A 19,827-nucleotide genomic window follows, 5' to 3' on the forward strand; every position below is an offset into this window, starting at 1 on the left:
CGGTCGCCGGCAAGAGTAATGGCTGCTTGAAATTTCGCAACTAGTTTTTTAGAAAGTTGCTTTGCTGAAGTTTTTATTTATCCATAAATTGACAATGAGTTTTTAGTTATTTTTTAGATGTTTTTACTTGCGGATTATAGGGGCGGAGTTAGCTGGAGGGCGCAGAATGCCTAGGGTATGGTTAATCATATTTCAAATATTGACAGTAGCTTCAGTGGGCGCCGATACTAAATATCGGTTTTATCGTTTTCTTGTATGACAATTCTTGTTAAATGGGTTTGGCGAGGGCGCCCAGGGAACCGTGCCTAGCTCTCTAAGCCCTATGGTAGATGGGTTCGGCACTTTTGGGCCATGCTTACAATAATTACTAGAAATTGGTTGACCACCCTCTCCAAGAGATGATTAGTCGTCAATTGACATGGAGTGTTATGCCTACGAAAAAAATCACCAAGTGGGCAAAAAAAACTGAAACTGACCGATTTCTGATCGGTCTTCCACTTCAAGCTAAGCTCCTGTTCAAGGTCGAGCCATTTGGATGGCGGTTTTGAAGGTACTGTTCTAGTGTCACCAGCGAGGATCGCTGGCCATGCTACCGACGCTCAAGAACACGGGCATTGCTCCCGGATTCATTGCCACATGGCTAGGTTAGTTTTCTGCTTTCATCGTGCGCTGATTCGGTTCTGAGGCCTTGTAGGACTGTCAACACTCCCTGAACAAAGTACGAAACACTCTGGTTCTGCAATTACAGAATTACGTCATAGGGCGTGAATAGAGGCGCTTGCTCGAAAGAAACTGGATAGCGAGTTGTCGAGCCTAACGGTTTCATCGCATCTGGCCTGACCGACGGGATTAGCGCGGCCTGTAGGAGATCAAGGAACTGAATTCGTTTCGTCTGCCATTGCAGCCGTGCCGGGAGGTTTTCTGTCTAGATTTCAATCGGCAGATGCACCAGCGCGACCATGGTGAAAGTTGCTGCTGTCCTAGAGGAAAAGGCTGATCAAGCACGGTTCACTGAAATTCATCCATGCTCCGTTGAGAAGTAGCACCCTGAGAGGTCAATAGGGGGCGAGTGAACAGTCTGTGGGGGAATGATGTGTACTAGACGTTGAGAGGGAGAGGACTGGAGAGGGGGAGGGAGTGTTGAGGCGACAAGGTGTTCAGCAGCGTATACACGTTAGTAGCTGTCCGGATTCTATTGAGCTCACGATACGTTGAAAAGGGCTGCAACTCACGCTTAATTCTGCACCTTGACCGTGTGCAGCGTGATGTCGACCACGTCGCCATCGGCGCCGACTTGCGGCATCTCGATCCAGTCGCCAACCCGCAGCATGTCGTTGCTGGTCAGTTGCACACTGGCGACGAAGGACAGCAAGGTGTCCTTGTAAACCAACAGAATCACCGCCGACATCGCACCCAGACCCGACAGCAGCAACAACGGCGAACGGTCGATCAGCGTGGCGACGATGATGATCGCGCCAAACACGTACAAGACCATTTTCGCCAGTTGCACGTAACCCTTGATCGAGCGGGTGCGGGCGTGTTCGGTGCGGGCGTAGATGTCGAGCAAGGCATTGAGCAGGGCGCTGATCGACAGCAACAGGAACAAGATGGTGAACGACAGCGCGACGTTGCCAAGGAACGTCATCGCGGTTTTGCTCAGCTCCGGCACCAGATGCAAGCCGAACTGGATCACCAGTGACGGCGTCATCTGCGCCAGACGCTGGAACACCTTGTTGTGGCGAAAGTCGTTGAGCCAGTGCAGTGCCGGTTGGCGACCGAGCATGCGGCTGGCGTGCAGGATCAAGTAGCGCGCCACTCGTCCGAGCACCAGAGCGATCACCAAAAGCAGGATCAGCGCCAGGCCGGATTGCAGAAACGGATGCTGTTCGAGGGTGCCCCATAGGTCTTGGGCTTTGAGCCAGAGCTGTTTGAAATCCATAAGAGAAACGATTCTTCTATAAAGACGCGATGGGCGATTAGAGCATTTAAGACGCTGCGTATTACCGTAAGAGACAAATCGAGCAACAAAAAAGCCACTGATTAGCACCGTTTGTATAAAGAAACTCGGCCTGAGCGCTCGAAACCGGTAATCTATGCAGCTGTTTTTTTGCATATCTTCGAGGTAGCACCCGTGTTTTCCCAATTCGCCCTGCACGAACGCCTGCTCAAAGCTGTGGCCGAGCTGAAATTTGTCGAGCCAACGCCTGTGCAAGCAGCGGCCATTCCGCTGGCGCTTCAGGGGCGTGACCTGCGGGTGACGGCGCAAACCGGTAGCGGCAAGACTGCTGCTTTCGTCCTGCCAATCCTCAACCGCCTGATTGGCCCGGCCAAGGTTCGCGTCAGCATCAAGACCCTGATCCTGCTGCCGACCCGTGAACTGGCTCAGCAAACGCTGAAAGAAGTTGAACGCTTCTCGCAGTTCACCTTCATCAAATCCGGCCTGATCACCGGCGGTGAAGACTTTAAGGTGCAAGCGGCGATGCTGCGCAAGGTGCCCGACATCCTCATCGGCACCCCGGGCCGGATGATCGAGCAACTCAACGCTGGCAACCTCGACTTGAAAGAAGTCGAAGTGCTGGTGCTCGACGAAGCCGACCGCATGCTCGACATGGGTTTCGCCGAAGACGTGCAACGTCTGGTCGACGAATGCCCGAACCGTCAGCAGACCATGCTGTTCTCCGCCACCACCGGCGGTTCCGGCCTGCGCGAGATGATCGGCAAAGTGCTGAACAACCCTGAGCACTTGCAGCTCAACGCGGTCAGCCAGTTGAACTCGACCACTCGTCAGCAGATCATCACCGCCGACCACAACCAGCACAAAGAACAAATCGTGAACTGGCTGCTGGCCAACGAGACCTATCAGAAGGCCATCGTTTTCACCAACACCCGCGCCATGGCCGACCGCATCTACGGCCGCCTTGTGGCTCAGGAATACAAGGCGTTCGTACTGCACGGCGAGAAAGACCAGAAGGATCGCAAACTGGCGATCGATCGTCTGAAGCAGGGCGGCGTGAAGATTCTGGTGGCCACCGATGTGGCGGCCCGTGGTCTGGACGTTGATGGCCTGGACCTGGTGATCAACTTCGACATGCCACGCAGCGGCGACGAGTACGTGCACCGCATCGGCCGCACCGGTCGTGCCGGTAACGACGGTCTGGCGATCTCGCTGATCTGCCACGGCGACTGGAACCTGATGTCGAGCATCGAGCGCTACCTGAAGCAGAGCTTCGAGCGCCGCACCATCAAGGAAGTCAAAGGCACCTACGGCGGACCGAAAAAGGTCAAGGCCTCGGGCAAAGCCGTCGGCGTGAAGAAGAAAAAGACCGACGCCAAGGGCGACAAGAAGAAAACCGCCGCCAAGACGCCGACCAAGCGCAAGAGCGTCAACCGTCCGAAGCCGGATTCTCTGGTGAGCAGCGACGGCATGGCGCCGCTCAAGCGCCGCAAGCCGGCAGAGCCTGCGGCTGAGTAAGTCGTTTCAGGCGCACATAAAAAACCCGGACAGTGTCCGGGTTTTTTTATCGCCGGGATTTGTCAGCTCCCGAGCAGCCCGCTGGTGTCGGCGTCAAAACGTTGCTTGGCCTTGTCAGCCGCCGGTTTAAGCAACGCGAGCAGCGCCGCCTCGCTGTACAACCTGGTGCCCGCCAATTCCTTGGGCGTTGGCTCGATTGGAATCAGCACATCTTCACCATCGGCGTGCAGCCAGATCGCTACAACGTGCAACGCCGAAACAAACAACAACCGCGGTTCCACGGTTTTGCCCTGCAATTGCGGCGATTGCTCGGCCAATTTCAGCGCACCGACCGTGGCAGCCGCCAGGCCACCATGGTTCAACGAAGCGAACTCGACATGGCCGCGAACGTCGACCAATTGCGCATCGGCAATGGTCACGCCATCGGCGAACACCAGGTAATGCCAATCGCCCACTCGGGCATCTGGCAGACCTTTGCCGTTGCTCAAGTCCTCCAGGCTCAGCGAGTAACCACGCCAGGCCTCACTGAGGCTGATCTTCGCAGGTACAGCGTTGGCAAACTGCCGGTTCGCGCCGAAGCCTTGGGTTTGCAGGGCGGCCTGTAGTGCCGGACGCAAAGTCTGTACGCCGTTGGAAGGCGCCTTTGGATAAGTCAGTTGCATGATGTCGCCCTCCTAGTTTTTTGCGGTGAAGTAAGTGTTGGTCCAGCTGCCGCCGCCGTTGTACGAACCGGGGAACGCGTTCAGCGCGCGGGTCGAATAGCCGTAGATCGAATCCGCGACCAGCACGTAGTTGCCGTTGGTGCCATAGATCGTCAGGAAGTGCGCACCGCCGCCGTACCAGGCACAGCGCAGGCCGACGGGGCGGCCCATGTTGATCTGGTTCTGAATGGCCGACATCTGCAGCGAACCCTGATTCATACCGTTATAACTGCGCGTGGTGCGTAGGGCGGAATCAAGATAGCCATAGACGTTGCACGGCCCCGGCTGGTTGCAGCAGTTGCGGTTGAGTTCCGAACTGGCAACGCCACACTGGGTCCAGTTCCCGGTGCCGTAATAGTTGCCGACCGAGGCGGAAACGGCCGCCCAGCACCAGTTGGTCTGGGTCTGCTGTTGCATGCTGAAGTTGAGGCTGCTGGCAGCCAAGGCATTGGCGTGTTCAGCGGCCTCGACCTCGACCAGTTGCGGGTCGAGCAGATGGCCGATCAGGCACCTTGGCAGGGTCTCGCCGGTGAATCGGGTTGCTTCATTGGTTAACATTTTTCAATCCTCCATGAGTGAAAACAAGCGTCCAGCTTGTATGGGTGCAGCGGTGTTGCCGAGCGATCGGGGTTAAAGGTTGGCCATGTTCCATGGCGGGCGCCGATCTCCTTGCTCGAGGTAACCTTAGTCGCAGTATGCATTAATGCAATAAAATAAATGCACTAGTGCATTATCAGGATCAAAAGATCGTCCGATCGCGGGCCGATCCTTGTAGGACCTGCCGAAGGCTCGGGCCGCGATCGGACGATCTTTTGACTTTGGTTTGTTAACCCTCGGCTTTCTTCTCGGCCGAATTGAGCTCTTTTAACCGCTGATCAATCAACTGGCACTTGTCCGGCAAATCCGCACTGGCGGTGCCCAGGTCCATCTTCTGCAATTCGGCGTTGATCTCCTTTGCCTTGGCCGGATTCTGCTCGGTGAGCTTGGAGACTTCCTTGGCCAGTTGTTCGCGTTTGGCGGTAGCTTCTTCCGGCGTGCAAGCCCAAGCGGGCAGGGCACAGGCGAGAGTGGCAGCGAGGGTGAGCTTGATCAGGGTATTCATGGTGGCAGGCCTCAGTTCCGGTTAAGGCGGGTTAATCGGTTGAGGGTTTTTGAGAGTGAAAAGTTCAGTGTTGAGTACGTTGCCCCATCGATCTTGTGTGACCGAACTGTTGTGATCTCCGAAAAAAAAACCAATTTTCGGCGAAAGGTCGCGTTCTAGAGCGGTTTCGTAAAAAGGCTGTATACGACTTATTGACGCCAGAATGATGGCAATCTACCATCGCGCCATCACATTGCTATCAATGTGTGCTGTCGAGGGATCGAACAGACTTTTCGCAGGCTGCCCTGTGATTGTTTTCGCATCGCTTTGGACGTCCTGACCGAAGCGCGCCTGTATCCCCTTATTCAATGTTCTCACTCTACCGGCAAGCCTCTTTTGGCCGGGTAGGGATTGTTTTGCCTGTCGATTGCCCTGACCACATTCGCCCGTTGCAATGAGACTTTAAACATGGATGTTCGCCAATACGCCTTCCTCGCACGCCAGCCTGTTGCTGCCGTGAAAACTCGTGAATCATTTCTGGGCATGCCCAAACGCGGGTTGGCGTTTCTATTGGCGAACGTCATGTTCTGGCAACCGATGTGGGCGCAGGCGGATGGAATTGTCGTGGCCAACCCGAACACCTCGCTGGATCGGGCCGGCAACGGCGTGCCGATCATCAACATCGCCACGCCCAATGGCAGCGGGCTGTCGCATAACCAGTTCCATGATTACAACGTCGGTGCGCAGGGCGTCATCCTCAACAACGGCGCCACGCAAACCTCCGCTACGCAACTGGGCGGCCACGTTATCGGCAACCCGAACCTGAAGAACAGCGGTTCGGCGCAGGCGATTCTCAACGAAGTCATCAGTGGTAACCCGAGCCAGTTGCGCGGTTATACCGAGGTGGCGGGGCAGTCGGCGCGGGTCATCGTTGCCAACCCTTACGGCATCACCTGCAACGGTTGCGGCTTCATCAACTCGCCACGCGTGACGCTGACCACCGGCAAACCGGTGCTCGACAACGGTCGGCTGGATCGCTTCCAGGTCGATCAGGGCTCTGTGGCCATCGAAGGCGCGGGGCTTAACGCAAGTAACGTCGACCGTTTCGAAATCATCACCCGCAGCGCGAAGATCAACGCGCAACTCCAGGCACAGAACCTGACGATTGTTGCCGGGCGCAACGACGTCAACGCGCAAACCTTGAATGCCACGGCCCGTGCCGATGATGGCAGCGCCAAGCCGCAGTTGGCGATCGACTCCTCGGCGCTGGGCGGCATGTACGCCGGGGCGATCAAACTGGTCGGCACCGAGGCAGGGGTCGGGGTGAAACTCGACGGCAAACTGATCGCCAGCGGCGGTGATATTCAGCTCGATGCCAACGGCCAGTTGAGTTTGGCCGACACCTCGGCGACCGGTGCGGTCAACGTCAAAGCGGCCAGCCTAGATGCGCAGGGTCCGGTTTACGCAGGCACGGCGCTGAACGTGCAAACCCAAGGTAACCTAACCAACCGACAAACCCTCGCCGCACGCGACAGCGTGGTGCTCAGTGCCGGTGGCCAGTTGACCAACGCCGGCGCCATCGAAGCGGGCGTCAATATCGATGGCAGCCGCAACAACAACGGTGATCTGAGCCTGACCGCGCAGAACCTCGACAACAGCGGCAAAAGCCTCACCGCGAGTCGCAACCTGACGGTCAACACCGCGCAAACCCTGAACAACCAAAACGGCGAAATGTCCAGCAGTGGCATCACCCGTGTCATCGCCGGCACAGTGAATAACCGCAGCGGCCAGATCCTCGGCGATCTGGGGCTGGCTATCGACCTCAGCGGCGCCATGGATAACCGTGACGGTGTGCTGGGTTCCGGCCAATCGGTCAATTTCAAAGCGGCCAGCCTGGATAACCGCGAGGCCGGTGTGCTGGTCAGCGATGGCGGCATGACGTTGCGCGTCAGTGGTCTGCTCGACAACCGCAACAAAGGTGAAATCACCGCCAAAGGTGCCATCGATGGGCAAACCGGCAGCCTCGACAACCGCGACGGTAAGGTCATCGGCAAAGGCACCTTGGCACTGCGCGGCGATACGGCGGATAACCGTGGCGGCGTGATTCAGGCCGATCAGCAATTGACGCTGAATGTCGATCGTCTGGACAACCGCGACAAAGGCGTGGTCAGCGGCAAGGCGGGTATTGCCTACACCGGCACGCGTCTGGATAACAGCGGCGGATTGGTCAGCGCCGCCGGCCCGGTCAACTTGAACGCCAGTGAAGTGCAGAATGCCAAAGGCCGAATTTCCAGCCAGAACGACCTCACCGCCACCATCGGTTTGCTGCAGCAACAGGGCGGCGCTTTGGTCTCCCAAGGCAATCTGAGCCTGACCGGTAAAACCCTCGACAACCGCAATGGCGGGCTGATCGGCAGTACAAAAGCGCTGACGTTGAATGTCGACGATATCGACAACCGCACCGGTGAAATCTCCAGCAGCCTGCTGATGAACATCACCAGCCTGCGCCTGGATAACAGCGATGGCGGCAAAATTCTCGGCGGGACTGACCTCGGTCTGACCGTGGCCAAACTGATCAACCAGAGCAAAGGCCTGATCAATGCACAAGGTGCGATGACCCTGACCGGCAACAGCTTGGACAACAGCGCTGGTCGCTTCGATAGCCTCAAGGGTCTGGTGATTACCCTCGACGAAGCGCTGATCAACGCTCAGGGTAATATCAGCAGCGAAGGCATGCTGACAGCCAATGTCGGACGAATCGACAACAGCCTCGGCAGCCTCGGCAGCGCCGGCATTCTGAAGATCACCAGCCGTGGCGCAGTGATCAACCAGGCCGGTTCGATCAGCACCGACAGCAGCTTGACCCTTAACAGCGGCAGCCTGGATAACAGCCAGACGGGTTTGCTCTCCGGTGCAGGCGCCAGCCACATCACCACGGGCGATATCGATAACAGCCAGGGCGGTCGCCTGATCAGCGGCGCAACGCTTGATCTCGACGCCGCTCAGGTCAATAACGCCACTGGGCGGATCGCCAGCCAGCAGGCCATGAATGTCTCGGTCACCGGCCTGGATCAGCAGGGCGGCGAACTGTTCAGCAAGAGCAGCCTGTCCCTTGATCTGAACAACGGTCAGTTGAACAACCAGAAAGGTTTGATCAACGCCCCCGGCACACTGCTGCTGAAAAACCTCAATGGCGTGAACAACCAGGGCGGGGAAATTTCCAGCCAGCAAGCCTTCGAAATCGCCGCTCAAGACCTCGACAACAGCAACGGCAAACTGCTCAGTCAGCAGGGCCTGACGCTGCGCATTGCGCAAGCGTTGAATAACCTCAAAGGCGTCATATCCGGCGCATCGCTGGATAGCCATAGCGGCAGTCTCGACAACCGCGAAGGCCTTATCAGCAGTCGCGGCGAGATGTTGCTGACGGCTGACAAGACGCTGGATAACCAGCTCGGCACAGTCATCGCCGACGGTCAGCTCACGCTCACGGCTGATCTTTTGGATAACCGTGGTGGCAGCATCGCTGGCAAGTCCGATGCCACTGTCAAAGCCAGAAAACTCGATAACCACAAAGGCAAGTTGGTCGCCACCGGCGCGCTCGACGTACACGTCGATGTGCTCGATAACCGTCAGGCGGGCTTGCTCGGTGCCAGCAAAGACCTGACCTTGACGGTCGATGATCTGGACAACCGTGGCGGCGAAATCAGCACCAACAGCAATTTGCTGGTGACGGGTAAAAAACTCGACAACAGCGATGCAGGCAAAATCTTCAGCGGCAAGGCGTTGACCCTGACCGTTGATGAACTGGTCAACCGCAACAAAGGCCTGATCAGCGCCAGCACACTACTGACTGTGCAAGGGCAGTCGCTGAACAACAGCGGCGGCGAGTTGCTCAGCCAGCAAAACACGCAACTGACCCTCGACGGTGCATTCGATAACAGCGAAGGCAAGGTCAGTAGCGAGGGCACGCTGGGCGTCAAGACAGCCCAACTGATCAACACTCAGGGTAGTCTTTCCAGTGCCGCCGATCTGACCCTCGAAAGCGACGGCAGCGTCGACAACCAGCGTGGCCAAATCGTTACTGACGGTGTGCTCGTGCTCAACAGCGGCAGCCTCAATAACAGCCAAAATGGCACGCTCAGTGGTAAAGGTGCGGTCACCGTCACCACCGGTGCTTTCGATAACAGCAGCGGTTCGCTCAGCAGCGCCGACACTCTTAACCTCGTTGCCGGTCAAGTGACCAACAACGATGCCGGCAGTATCGGCAGTCAGGGGGCGCTCACCGCATCGGTCTCGGGCCTCGATCAACAGGGCGGCAAGCTGTTCAGCAACACCCGCCTGAGCCTCGACCTGAACAATGGCCAGTTGAACAACCAGAACGGTCTGATCAACTCGCCAGGTGCGCTGCTGCTCAAGCAACTCAACGGCGTCAACAATCAGGGCGGTACCATTTCCAGCGGTGAAGCGTTCACTCTGACCGCGCAAAATCTGGATAACAGCAACGGCAAGCTTTTGAGCAATCAGGGCCTGACCTTGCGCATTGCCAACGCGCTGGACAACGTCAAAGGCCTGATCGGCGCCGCGTCGATTGATGCACGCGCTGCCAGCCTGAACAATAGCGGCGGCAGCCTGGTCAGCCGAGGCGACCTCGAACTGACCGTGGATGGCTTGCTGCGCAACGATGACAGCGGGTTGATCAGCGCGGCGCAAGCGCTGCACATCGACAGTGGCGAGCTCAACAACCGCGACAGTGGTTTGATCATCAGCAAGGGCAACCTGACCTTGACCGCAAAAGGTCTGGACTCAAGCAATGATGGCGAAGTCTCCGCCAGCGGTGACATCAACCTGACGCTGACCTCGTTGACCCAGAACGGCGGACGCCTTATGGGCGAAAAATCCGTCACCGTCGATCTGGCCAATGGCGACCTTAACAACCAAAACGGATTGCTTACGGCCAAAGGTCCACTGACTCTCAAACGTCTGCGTGACCTCAACAACCAGAACGGCGAAGTCTCCAGCAACCTCGGTTTTGACCTTATCGCCCGAGCGGTAAACAACACCTCCGGGAAAATCATCAGCGGTGAAAAACTGCTGTTGCGCGGCACAAGTCTGATTAACCAGAAAGGCTTGCTCTCCGGCTGGCAAGGACTCACGGTCAACGGTGACAGCCTGGATAACCGCGACAGCGGCACGCTTTCCAGCAAGTTTGGCGATGTGTCGGTTGATCTCAAAGACGCGCTGCTCAACAGCGGCGCAGGCGCAGTGGTTGCCCAGAACAGCCTGAGCATCAAGGCCGGCAGCCTTGATAACAGCAACAAAGGCAATCTCAGCAGTGGCGCGGGGCAGACCCTGACACTAAGCGGCGCACTCAATAACAATCTGGGTGGCCTGATTGCCAGTGGTGCGGCACTGGATATCGTCAGCACGGCATTCACCAACGCCGGCGGCGCCGTTAACGCCCAACAGGCGATCAATGTCACGGCTTCGCGCCTGAACAACAACGCTGGTCAGATTGCTGCTAACGGCGCGATCACCCTCGACCTGAGCGGCGACCTGAGCAACAACGCAGGCAAATTGGCCGGCGCCGGTCCGATGCTGATCAAGGGCGTGACCGATCTGCGCAATCAAAATGGCCAGCTCGCCAGCCAGAGCACTCTGGATGTGCGAACCGGCTCGCTGGACAACAGCAACAAGGGCACTCTCGCCGCCAATGACCAGTTGCAAATCACCGCGACTGGCACCGTCAAAAACAACGCCGATGGCTTGATCTACAGCCAGAACGCCGATGTTCAGCTGAAAGCGGCCAGTCTGCTCAACGGTAAAGGCTCGATCCAGAGCGAAAAGGCGCTGACGCTTGAAGTCAGTGGCGACTTCGACAACCAGAGCGGCAAAGTCATCGCGCAAAACGGCGATGTGTCGATCAAAGCGGCCAACATCGATAACCGTGGCGGCACGCTTTCCAGCATCAAAGGCGCATTGGAGGCACGCACGGTTGGCGTTCTGCGCAATGGCTATGACCTGAATAACAACCGTCAGGGCGGCATCATTCAGGCGCAAGCGCTGACGCTGTCGGCGTTGGCTGGCCTGAGCAACAACGGTGGGCGAATTTCGGCGCAAGCGGCAGACGTGAGTATCACCACCGCGGCGCTGGATAACGGCAATGGCGTGCTCTATGCGAAAGGATTGTTGGGCGTCACTGGCGCAAGCCTGAACAACGTCGGCGGACAAATCGCCGCCAACCGCATCGACTTTGGTCTCAGTGGTGCGCTGAGCAACAACGCAGGTGTCATCGAAAGCGATACGCAACTGACCGTCAAAGCGGCCAGCGTCGACAACCAGAACGGTCGTCTGCGCTCGCTGGGCAATAGCGGCAAGACCCTGTTCCAGATCGGTGGCTTGCTCGACAACCGCAATGGCGTGCTGGAAACCGCCAACACCGACATGACCCTGGCCGTTGGCGGCTTCCTCAACGCCGGCGGGCAACTCAACCATGTCGGCCGCGGCACGTTCGAGATCTCCACCGCCAATGTCATCGGCGCCGGCGGCAGCATCGTCACCGGTGGGCTGCTGGAACTCAACGCCAACAGCTGGAGCAACTCCAATGTCATTCAGGCCGGTCGCCTGAACGTCAACGTTGGCCAGTTCACCCAGACCGCCAGCGGCAAATTGCTGGCTTCCGATTCCCTGCAGATCCGTGGCGGCAACTGGACCAACGATGGCTTGATCGCCAGTGATGGCATCCTCGATATGCAAATCGGCGGAACCTATGCCGGCAGCGGCCGTTTGACCAGTCAGCGTGGGGCTTACCTTTCCGCCGCGCAGATGAACGTCGCGGCGGGCGGCAGCTTTGCGGCGGGTGCGACGTCGACCATCAATGTCGGCGGGCAGCTCACCAACGCCGGACGCATGACCTCCAGCGAAGACCTGACGATCAACGCGGGCAGCGTTGCCAACTACGGCACTCTGGGCGCGGCGCAGAACCTCATCATCAACACGCCTTCGTTGCTCAATGATCGCGGGCTGATTTTCAGCGGCAACAACATAACGTTGAACGTCGGCAACCTGACCAACCAGCACGGTGATATTTACGGTCTGGGCAATGTGGTCATCGGTGGTTATGGCGGTGCGGCACGGGCCGCCGGGGTCTACAACATCTCTGGCTCGATGGAGAGTGGGGGTGGTTTCACGATCAATGCCGATGTGTTCGAGAACCGTACCGAAGGCCCTGTGATGTCGGGTGACCGCAAGTTGATATCGGGTTTTATCGCCGGTAGTTGTGGTGACTGCGTCGGGGACAATTACTCCGTGTTCCTGGCTGCTCGTGAGACCTATCAAAGCACTGACAGCGATACCAGCGCGTCTGCCTTGCTTAACGTCGGTAAGGATTTTGTTTTCCAGGGCGGTACCTTTCTCAATAGTAAAAGCACCGTGGCCGCCAGTGGCAACATCACTATCAACGCCGACAGCCTGAAGAACATTGGAGCAAAGACCGGGACCATCGAAGTCACACGCTACTACTCGATGGACTTGACGGATGGTGGCACTGGACGGTTTTTCTCCGGTGTCGTGATGCCCTATAACCAGCAAAATAACCCTGATTTCCCGTATGTGTATTACCTCGATCCGCAAAGCCAGATCCGCAAGGCGATCGCTTATTCAAGCACCAAGCGAGAGGGTGGACGCGAGGGTGAGACCTTCAAAGTCGTGTCACTCAAGGACACCGAAACAGGAGAAATCGTCAGCGATCGAAAATATGGCCGCGCACTGTCCGGGTTGAGCAATGGCTTTGAAACATCAACACCCTCTCTTTATGACCCCAACAATCTCGTTGCGCTGCCTAGCCAATTGACCCAGCGCACACCGGACAAAGTCATTGAAGTCGCCGTCGACAGCACCGGAGCCGTCAGCACCAACACCGGTCGCAATGCGGTCATCCAGGCAGGAGGCAATGTTTCGATCACTGCGGCCAAGGAGCTGGAAAACAGCGTTATCCACCAGGATTACGGTTCCAGCGGTGGCACTAATAAAGTAGGCAATACCTCGGTCGGCAACTCCAGTACTACAGTCGTTCGAGTCAACAGCCAACTGCCGCCGGATCTTGCCCAACAGCAAGTCAATCCACTGAGCCTGCCTGGCTTCTCCCTGCCAACCGGTGAAAACGGTCTGTTCCGTTTGAGCGGCCAGGGCACAAGCAATGCCGCATTGTCTGGCAATACCGGGCCGGCGCCGACCTGGACCGTCGGCAGCGAAGCGGTGAATGCGCAGAACCACGTAGTCGCCGGCACCATTGGCGGCCCGCGCAATCTGTTTATTGATGCTCCGGCGCCAGTTTCTGACAGCACTCGCGCAGTGGATACCTTCCACCGTACCCCAAGCGTGGTCAAGGCTGTCGCCAGCACGGTCGACGTCAATGTGCCGGTGAGTTCCGCCGGCCCGGGCATGAAAGACCGAGGCAACGACGCCAAAGAGTCGATCGACAACCGGCCGGTCACCCGCGTCACCGGTCTGCCGGACACTCAGGCACCGTCCAATCCGCACAAATACCTGATCGAAACCAACCCGGTGCTCACCAACCTCAAGTCTTTCATGAGCTCGGATTACCTGCTGGAAAAACTCGGCTACAACCCCGACCAAAGCGCCAAACGTCTGGGGGACGGTCTCTACGAACAGCGCCTGATCCAGCAAGCCGTGACCGCCCGCACCGGCCAAGCCTTCCTCGACGGCCAGACCTCCAACGAGGCCATGTTCAAGTACCTGATGAACAACGCCATCGCCAGCAAGGACGCGCTCAACCTGTCGGTTGGCGTCGGCCTCAGCGCGCAGCAAGTGGCCGCGCTGACCCACGACATCGTCTGGCTCGAAGAGCACGAAGTGAACGGCGAAAAAGTGCTGGTGCCGGTGGTGTATCTGGCCCAGGCCAATGGCCGTTTGGGCCCGACTGGGGCGTTGATTGCCGGTAATGATGTGACGCTGATTGCTGGTGAGAACCTCGATAACGTCGGGACGTTGAAGGCGACGAATAATCTCCTTGCTGTCGCGGCTAAAGATGTGGTTAACAGCGGTTTAATAGAGGCGGGTAACCGTCTGGATCTATTGGCAGGTAACGATGTTGTCAACAAATCTGGAGGAGTAATCACCGGTCGGGACGTAACGGTGACAGCAGTCAGGGGGGATGTGCTCAACGAAAGGACGATTACATCTCAAGTCACGGATACTCGTTTTGGCAATCAACGTCATGACTTTGCCGATAACGCAGCGAGAATCGAGGCAGCTAATGATCTGACTGTGATGGCTGGCCAGGACATCAATGTACTCGGTGGAGTGGTCCAAAGCGGTAGGGATATGAACTTCAACGCGGGAAGGGACATCAATGTTACGTCTACGCAGGTTGCAAACAGCGTGTTTTATGACAGTAAGCACAACAGCAGCGATGTAACTCAATTAGGTGCGGATCTGCAGGCGGGCCGTGATGTAACGATGCAGGCAGGACGTGATATTTCGGTCATCGCCAGCAACATTGATGCTGAGCGCAATATTGCGATGGCTGCCACCGGTGACTTGATGATCAGTTCTGCCGCCGATGAAGAGCACTCCTTATCAAAGAGCAAGAAACTGACTGTACAGGAAGATCATGTCAGCCAGGTCATGAGCGAGATCAAGGCTGGAGGCAGTGTCGCCCTAAGTGCAGGTGATGACATGTCGGTGATCTCCAGTCGCATTGGTGCAGGTGATGAAGCCTATCTGGTTGCAGGGGACAAGCTCGATATACTGGCTGCGCAGGACACTGATTACTCCTTATATGACAAGAAGAAAAAAGGCTCATTCGGGTCAAAGAAAACCAAACGAGATGAGGTGACCCAAGTTACCCATATCAGTAGTGAAATTACGTCTGGCTCTAATACAGTACTTGCAAGTGGCGGGGATCAACACTATCAAGCCGCTCAACTGCAAAGTGGTGCGGACCTGACTATCCATAGTGGTGGAGCGATCACATTTGAAGGGGTAAAGGATCTGCGCCAGGAGAGCCATGAAAAAAGCAGCTCCAGTCAGGCTTGGACTTCGATGTCAGGCAAGGGTAATACCGACGAAACACTAAAACAGACTCAGATGCTCAACGAAGGAAAGCTGACGATCAATGCGGTTAATGGTTTGAAAATTGATGTTAAACAAGTCAACCAGCAAACCGTAAGTCAGGCTATTGATGCCATGGTGAAAGCTGACCCGAAAATGGCATGGCTTAAGGACGCTGAGCAGCGGGGTGATGTCGACTGGCGCCTGATCAAGGAAACCCACGAGTCGTTCAAATACAGCAATTCGAGCCTGGGCCAGGGCGCGATGTTAGCCATCATTATTGTTGTTACTGTACTGACCGCAGGCGCGGCCAGTGCAGCAGTCGGCACGGCAGCTGGTGCCACGGCGGGTTCCGGCACTGCTATGGCGGCGGGGACGGCGACGGCAGCGGCAGGATGGGGCAACGTCATGGCAACCAGTGTGCTGACATCGATGGCAAGCTCGGCTGCGGTTGGAACAATCAACCATAAAGGTGATATAGGGGCTGTGATCAAAGATCTGACCAGTAGCGATAGCCTGAAGGGGTACGCTACTTCGGCACTGACGGCAGGTTTTACTGCCGGTTACCTCGATGGTGCCTTTGGCGCAGCAAGTAACTCAACCGCAGGAATAACAAAAGGTTTCGACCTGGGCAGTTTGAGTGACATCAGTAAGTTCTTGGCGTATTCCGCTGCTCAGGGAGTAACGCAGGCGGGGATTGGTACCCTGATTAATGGTGGCAGTTTCGGCGACAACCTAAAAACGGCAATAGCCTCTCAAGCCAATAATGTCGCTATGGCGACTGGTTTCAATTTTGTTGGCGATTATGTGAAGTTTCCTGCGGGAAGTCTCGAAAAAGTATTGGCTCATACGTTGATGGGGGGATTGCTGGCGCGGATAACCGGTGGTGATTTCAAGACAGGCGCAGCGGCGGCTGGTGCCAATGAGGCCTTGAGTGGAATACTTGATGGAATGACTGCAGGTGACAAACAGCTGGAATTAATGGCTTCCCAACTCACCGGCATTCTGGCGGCAACTGCGGTGGGAGGTGACGTGCAACTCGGCGCCGACATCGCTAAAAATGCTACGGCATTCAATCGCCAAGGACATGAAGCAGAGGAACATGCAAAGGAAGAAGAAGCCCAAAAAGGCGACTTCAAGAAGGAAAATCTGGATAAAGCGACGTGCTACATGATCAAGTGTTGGGCGCAGTACGAGCGTGGGAGTCCGAAATATCGTGCAAATTACCTGACAGAAGCCGACATGGTGGGGCTTAGCAACGAGCTTACGTGGGCGGATGCACAGCGTGATAACGGACTGTTTGATTATACCTACTTTGATTCGCTATCAGATTTTACGACTCGAGATGGTCTTCCCGTTGCAACGGATGTTCTGAAAACCGGTTTGGGCCTTGGATCCACGGCTTCCGGAGCAACGCTTTGCGCGACAGCAGCAGGCTGTGTTTTTGGTGGTCCGATGGCTGTTTTTGGTGCAGGTAACACCTTTGAAGGTGGGTCTGGCTTATACAATCATTTCTGGGGGGATGAACCGTCCAGCTATAACCCGGTCAAGGATGCGTTTTATCATATTCCAGGCGGATACGGGCCTGCTGTGTATAGTGGAGCCGACTTAGTGTTTTCTGCAGGGGCAGGGTTTGTAAAGGTTCCGTTAAAAGTCGTTGCGTCAGATGGCCTGAAGTCGACATCTTTATTCGGTGTGACGGTAAGGCAGTTCGATAATAATAAGTTTATACCGCTCACAGGTATCGGTCTGCCTTATGGTTCGGCACTGGGTGTTTACATAGGTGGAGTGGGCGGAAAAGTGTTTGATTTTTATAAGGAAGTGGATGGTGCGAAATAAAAACATTATTCTAAGGGGTGTCATTTTCTTCAGCGTGATCGGGTTTGTTTGGTCCGCGTTTCTACTGCTATCGCTGGTTGTGGTTTGTTTGCTTATGGCAGTTTTGTATATGTTTTTTGAACCGGATTTTAATGTGGTATTCAAGTGGTTTGGTCTGCCTCTATCAATTTTTCTGTCAGTACGTTGGATCTACAAGAACTTTGATAAAGTAAAAGGCTATGTGGAAGGCTGAGTGCTTGTGCGCTCTTCTTCTCTTCCATCAGTGAAAGGGGGGGCATGGTCAAGTGATCCGTGCCTCGCGTGCTCATGGACAGAGGCCTCTTCTTTGAATAACTCGGGTTGCCCGCGCCTGAAAGTATTCTGGGGTTTGATTTTTTGCCCAATGGTTCTAAGTTTTATCGGTGGTATCGTCAAGACGATTAAAGCGATTGGACATTTGACGATATATCCACGGCTGATCGGCGAGGAGGGGCCGCAACTGATGGACATGCAGTTTCTCTATCCATTTTTGACGATATTGGTCTATCTCGTGCCGTTACTGCTTTTTGCGTAGCTGATTGAATGGATGAATACCGAGAGAGTACGGCGCAATTGCACGCTGATTTTTCTTTGAGGTGCATGCATTGCCACGCTTCGAGTGGTTCCATTTATGTTCGCTATTGTGCGAGATATCGAAGTAGCCAGTTACCCGGATTATGCCTTGGGGCTGATCGTGCTTTTTGCTGCCGCCATGGCGACTTGCTGTTTGATCGCGTATTTATTCTTGCCTTGCTCAATTTGCTTCGATAGGGAAGTAAACCCTGTGGGGACGACGACGATCAAGTTTGAACGTGCAGATCCCGGCTCAATTCGCCAAGATGCCTTAAGTGTTATCTACGTTATAGATGGCAAAAACCGTATATTTCAGAAACGAACCCCATCAAATTCCGGAGGTTATTTAGTGATCACTGAAGATATAAAAATTGTTCAGGAGATTTTCCAGTTGGTCGATGACGGGATAGTGCATAGCTACGATGCGTTCCGTTACGTTACGTTGTGGATATGGGGGAAGGGTACATAGAGACAGAGTTGGCGGTCGAGAAAGATGGGGTGGAAGATTGGAACGCCGAAACAGATATCAATGGGGCGAAAATTCTCCGTCTTGTTGATGAGTTGCAGGCAAACGCAGTCAAGCGCGGTGAGCAATGGAAGTCGTTTGTTCTTTCTTATCGTGAGGGAGAACAAGTACGAACGAAATTCGAGTATTGAAGAGCCATCCATTCGTTGGCAGTGGGAACGCATACTTGGAAGCGGATGAGCATCAGCTCACCCGCTTCTTTAGATTTGGTTCAACCCTCTTTGCCATGACAGCAAGCAGGCTTCATTGCCGACTCATACCGATCATGATGCCGCACCCACTCCATGATCTCGCCTTCATTCCTGCCCTTGGGCGTCAGATCGAGGTAGTTGTAGGCGCCCACCAACATGTCCAGCCCACGGGCATACGTTGAGTAAGTGTGGAAAATCCCACCTTTATCATCGCGATAAAACACGCTCAGTCCCGGCATTTCCTCCTCGGCGCTATCAGTCTTTTCATAGTTGTAAGTAGCCTTTCCCGCAGCGACATCCTCGGCCTGAGCGCAAACGCCGAAGTCGTAATTGAAGTCGCAACCTTCCGACGACACCCAGTCAAACTTCCAGCCCATCCGCCGTTTAAAGTCTTGAAACTCGTTGAACGGTGCGTGGGAAACCGCGACCATGGAAATGTCGTGATGCGCCAGATGCTGATTGGCGCCGTCAATGTGGTCGCTCAGAAACGAGCACCCTGGGCAGCCTTCCTCCCAATCCTTGGCGAACATGAAGTGGTAGACGACCAATTGGCTGTTCTTGCCGAACAGGTCAGCCAGTTTCAATTCGCCGTCCGGGCCTTGAAAGTGGTAATCCTTGTCGACTCTCACCCAAGGCAATGCGCGACGTTCGGCGCTGAGGCGGTCGCGCTCCCTGGTGAAGGCTTTTTCGTGATCGAGGTGTTGTCTACGGGCGGCGAGCCATTCTTCGCGCGACACCACCGGATGATTCTCGACGTTCATGATGATTTCTCCTGCGGGGTTGAAACCGTCTGTTTCAGACTAGTCGTTTAACCGGCAGGGAATTCGACAGACCGCCGGTCGGTCGGGGCGAGAAATGCGGCTGAACGGCTGCGGCACGCCCGGGTCACAACCTATGACCGCGCCATTAATTACGCGCACCGGAGGTTGAATCAGGATGACGACTTACAACTGGGATTTGATTGAGCGCTTGCTGCATGAAGTGCAGAACAGTGCAGGCAAAAGTTTCGCTCCTCGGAAATACGCGGAGGACTACGCGGCGGAGAAAGCCAGCGCGGGCGAGCCGATCGAGAATCTGGATGGCCTGAAAACGCTGGCCAGCGATTATGAAAGGTTGCTGCTCTTGCGTGGCTACATCGCACCGCGTCCAGATGAAGAGGGCGCCACAGGAAGCAATTTCGTGCTGACGCCGCGCGGTTCCAGCCTGCTGAGCCTGATCGACAGCAGCATTCCCGGCAACGATCATCCACGCCAAGTACTGGATGAGCAGGAGGATGCGCTGGCTGAGGCGACGTTTGATGAAGTGGCTTCAAAGGCGCAGATTGCCTGAAAGCAAAAGATCGCAGCCTTCGGCAG

At 55.8% G+C, this 19,827-nt stretch carries 9 protein-coding genes and 1 pseudogene; 5 read left to right on the forward strand and 5 right to left on the reverse strand.

The window, feature by feature from the left end:
- Positions 1 to 1,237: 1,237 nt before the first annotated feature.
- Positions 1,238 to 1,939: pseudogene (locus ACA069_RS07940) on the reverse strand (mechanosensitive ion channel family protein); the annotation flags it as partial.
- 192 nt (positions 1,940 to 2,131) lie between these two features.
- Here ACA069_RS07940 and ACA069_RS07945 point away from each other — a divergent pair.
- Positions 2,132 to 3,472: a DEAD/DEAH box helicase gene (locus tag ACA069_RS07945; RefSeq protein WP_038358505.1), complete on the forward strand. Its 1,341-nt coding sequence runs from the start codon at positions 2,132 to 2,134 to the stop codon at positions 3,470 to 3,472.
- Positions 3,473 to 3,534: 62 nt separating this feature from the next.
- Here the strand turns inward: ACA069_RS07945 and ACA069_RS07950 are convergent, their stop codons facing one another.
- From ACA069_RS07950 to ACA069_RS07960, 3 genes are all read right to left on the reverse strand, one after another.
- Positions 3,535 to 4,134 carry a hypothetical protein gene (locus tag ACA069_RS07950; RefSeq protein ID WP_497617005.1) on the reverse strand — a complete coding sequence of 200 codons (600 nt, stop codon included), beginning with the start codon at positions 4,132 to 4,134 and terminating at the stop codon, positions 3,535 to 3,537.
- Between the two features lie 12 nt (positions 4,135 to 4,146).
- Complete coding sequence (locus ACA069_RS07955) at positions 4,147 to 4,731, reverse strand: C39 family peptidase (protein WP_497617006.1); 585 nt, start codon at positions 4,729 to 4,731, stop codon at positions 4,147 to 4,149.
- Between the two features lie 268 nt (positions 4,732 to 4,999).
- Positions 5,000 to 5,275: a hypothetical protein gene (locus ACA069_RS07960; protein ID WP_497617007.1), complete on the reverse strand. Its 276-nt coding sequence runs from the start codon at positions 5,273 to 5,275 to the stop codon at positions 5,000 to 5,002.
- 447 nt (positions 5,276 to 5,722) lie between these two features.
- Here ACA069_RS07960 and ACA069_RS07965 point away from each other — a divergent pair, with 447 nt between their 5' ends.
- The 3 genes from ACA069_RS07965 to ACA069_RS07975 all read left to right on the forward strand — a co-directional run bounded on the left by ACA069_RS07965 (position 5,723) and on the right by ACA069_RS07975 (position 18,412).
- Complete coding sequence (locus tag ACA069_RS07965; protein ID WP_497617008.1) at positions 5,723 to 17,164, forward strand: two-partner secretion domain-containing protein; 11,442 nt, start codon at positions 5,723 to 5,725, stop codon at positions 17,162 to 17,164.
- A gap of 649 nt (positions 17,165 to 17,813) precedes the next feature.
- Positions 17,814 to 18,224, forward strand: coding sequence for a hypothetical protein (locus ACA069_RS07970; RefSeq protein WP_497617009.1), 411 nt, complete (start codon positions 17,814 to 17,816; stop codon positions 18,222 to 18,224).
- A gap of 8 nt (positions 18,225 to 18,232) precedes the next feature.
- Positions 18,233 to 18,412 (forward strand): hypothetical protein, encoded by a 180-nt coding sequence (locus tag ACA069_RS07975; protein ID WP_497617010.1) that lies wholly within the window; start codon positions 18,233 to 18,235, stop codon positions 18,410 to 18,412.
- A gap of 80 nt (positions 18,413 to 18,492) precedes the next feature.
- Here the strand turns inward: ACA069_RS07975 and ACA069_RS07980 are convergent, their stop codons facing one another.
- Positions 18,493 to 19,233 (reverse strand): DUF899 domain-containing protein, encoded by a 741-nt coding sequence (locus tag ACA069_RS07980; protein ID WP_497617011.1) that lies wholly within the window; start codon positions 19,231 to 19,233, stop codon positions 18,493 to 18,495.
- A 175-nt stretch (positions 19,234 to 19,408) separates the two neighbouring features.
- Here ACA069_RS07980 and ACA069_RS07985 point away from each other — a divergent pair, with 175 nt between their 5' ends.
- A complete protein-coding gene (locus ACA069_RS07985) occupies positions 19,409 to 19,801 on the forward strand; it encodes a transcriptional regulator (protein WP_401266616.1) in 393 nt (130 codons plus the stop codon).
- The last annotated feature ends 26 nt before the right edge of the window (positions 19,802 to 19,827 follow it).

It is taken from the genome of Pseudomonas sp. LBUM1652 (genome assembly GCF_059716105.1).

Bases quoted from the DNA above. Each gene is read 5' to 3' on its own strand.
- ACA069_RS07950 (WP_497617005.1), bottom strand. From the start codon at position 4,134: ATGCAACTGACTTATCCAAAGGCGCCTTCCAACGGCGTACAGACTTTG.
- ACA069_RS07955 (WP_497617006.1), bottom strand. From the start codon at position 4,731: ATGTTAACCAATGAAGCAACCCGATTCACCGGCGAGACCCTGCCAAGG.
- ACA069_RS07960 (WP_497617007.1), bottom strand. From the start codon at position 5,275: ATGAATACCCTGATCAAGCTCACCCTCGCTGCCACTCTCGCCTGTGCC.
- ACA069_RS07965 (WP_497617008.1), top strand. From the start codon at position 5,723: ATGGATGTTCGCCAATACGCCTTCCTCGCACGCCAGCCTGTTGCTGCC.
- ACA069_RS07970 (WP_497617009.1), top strand. From the start codon at position 17,814: ATGTTCGCTATTGTGCGAGATATCGAAGTAGCCAGTTACCCGGATTAT.
- ACA069_RS07980 (WP_497617011.1), bottom strand. From the start codon at position 19,233: ATGAACGTCGAGAATCATCCGGTGGTGTCGCGCGAAGAATGGCTCGCC.
- ACA069_RS07985 (WP_401266616.1), top strand. From the start codon at position 19,409: ATGACGACTTACAACTGGGATTTGATTGAGCGCTTGCTGCATGAAGTG.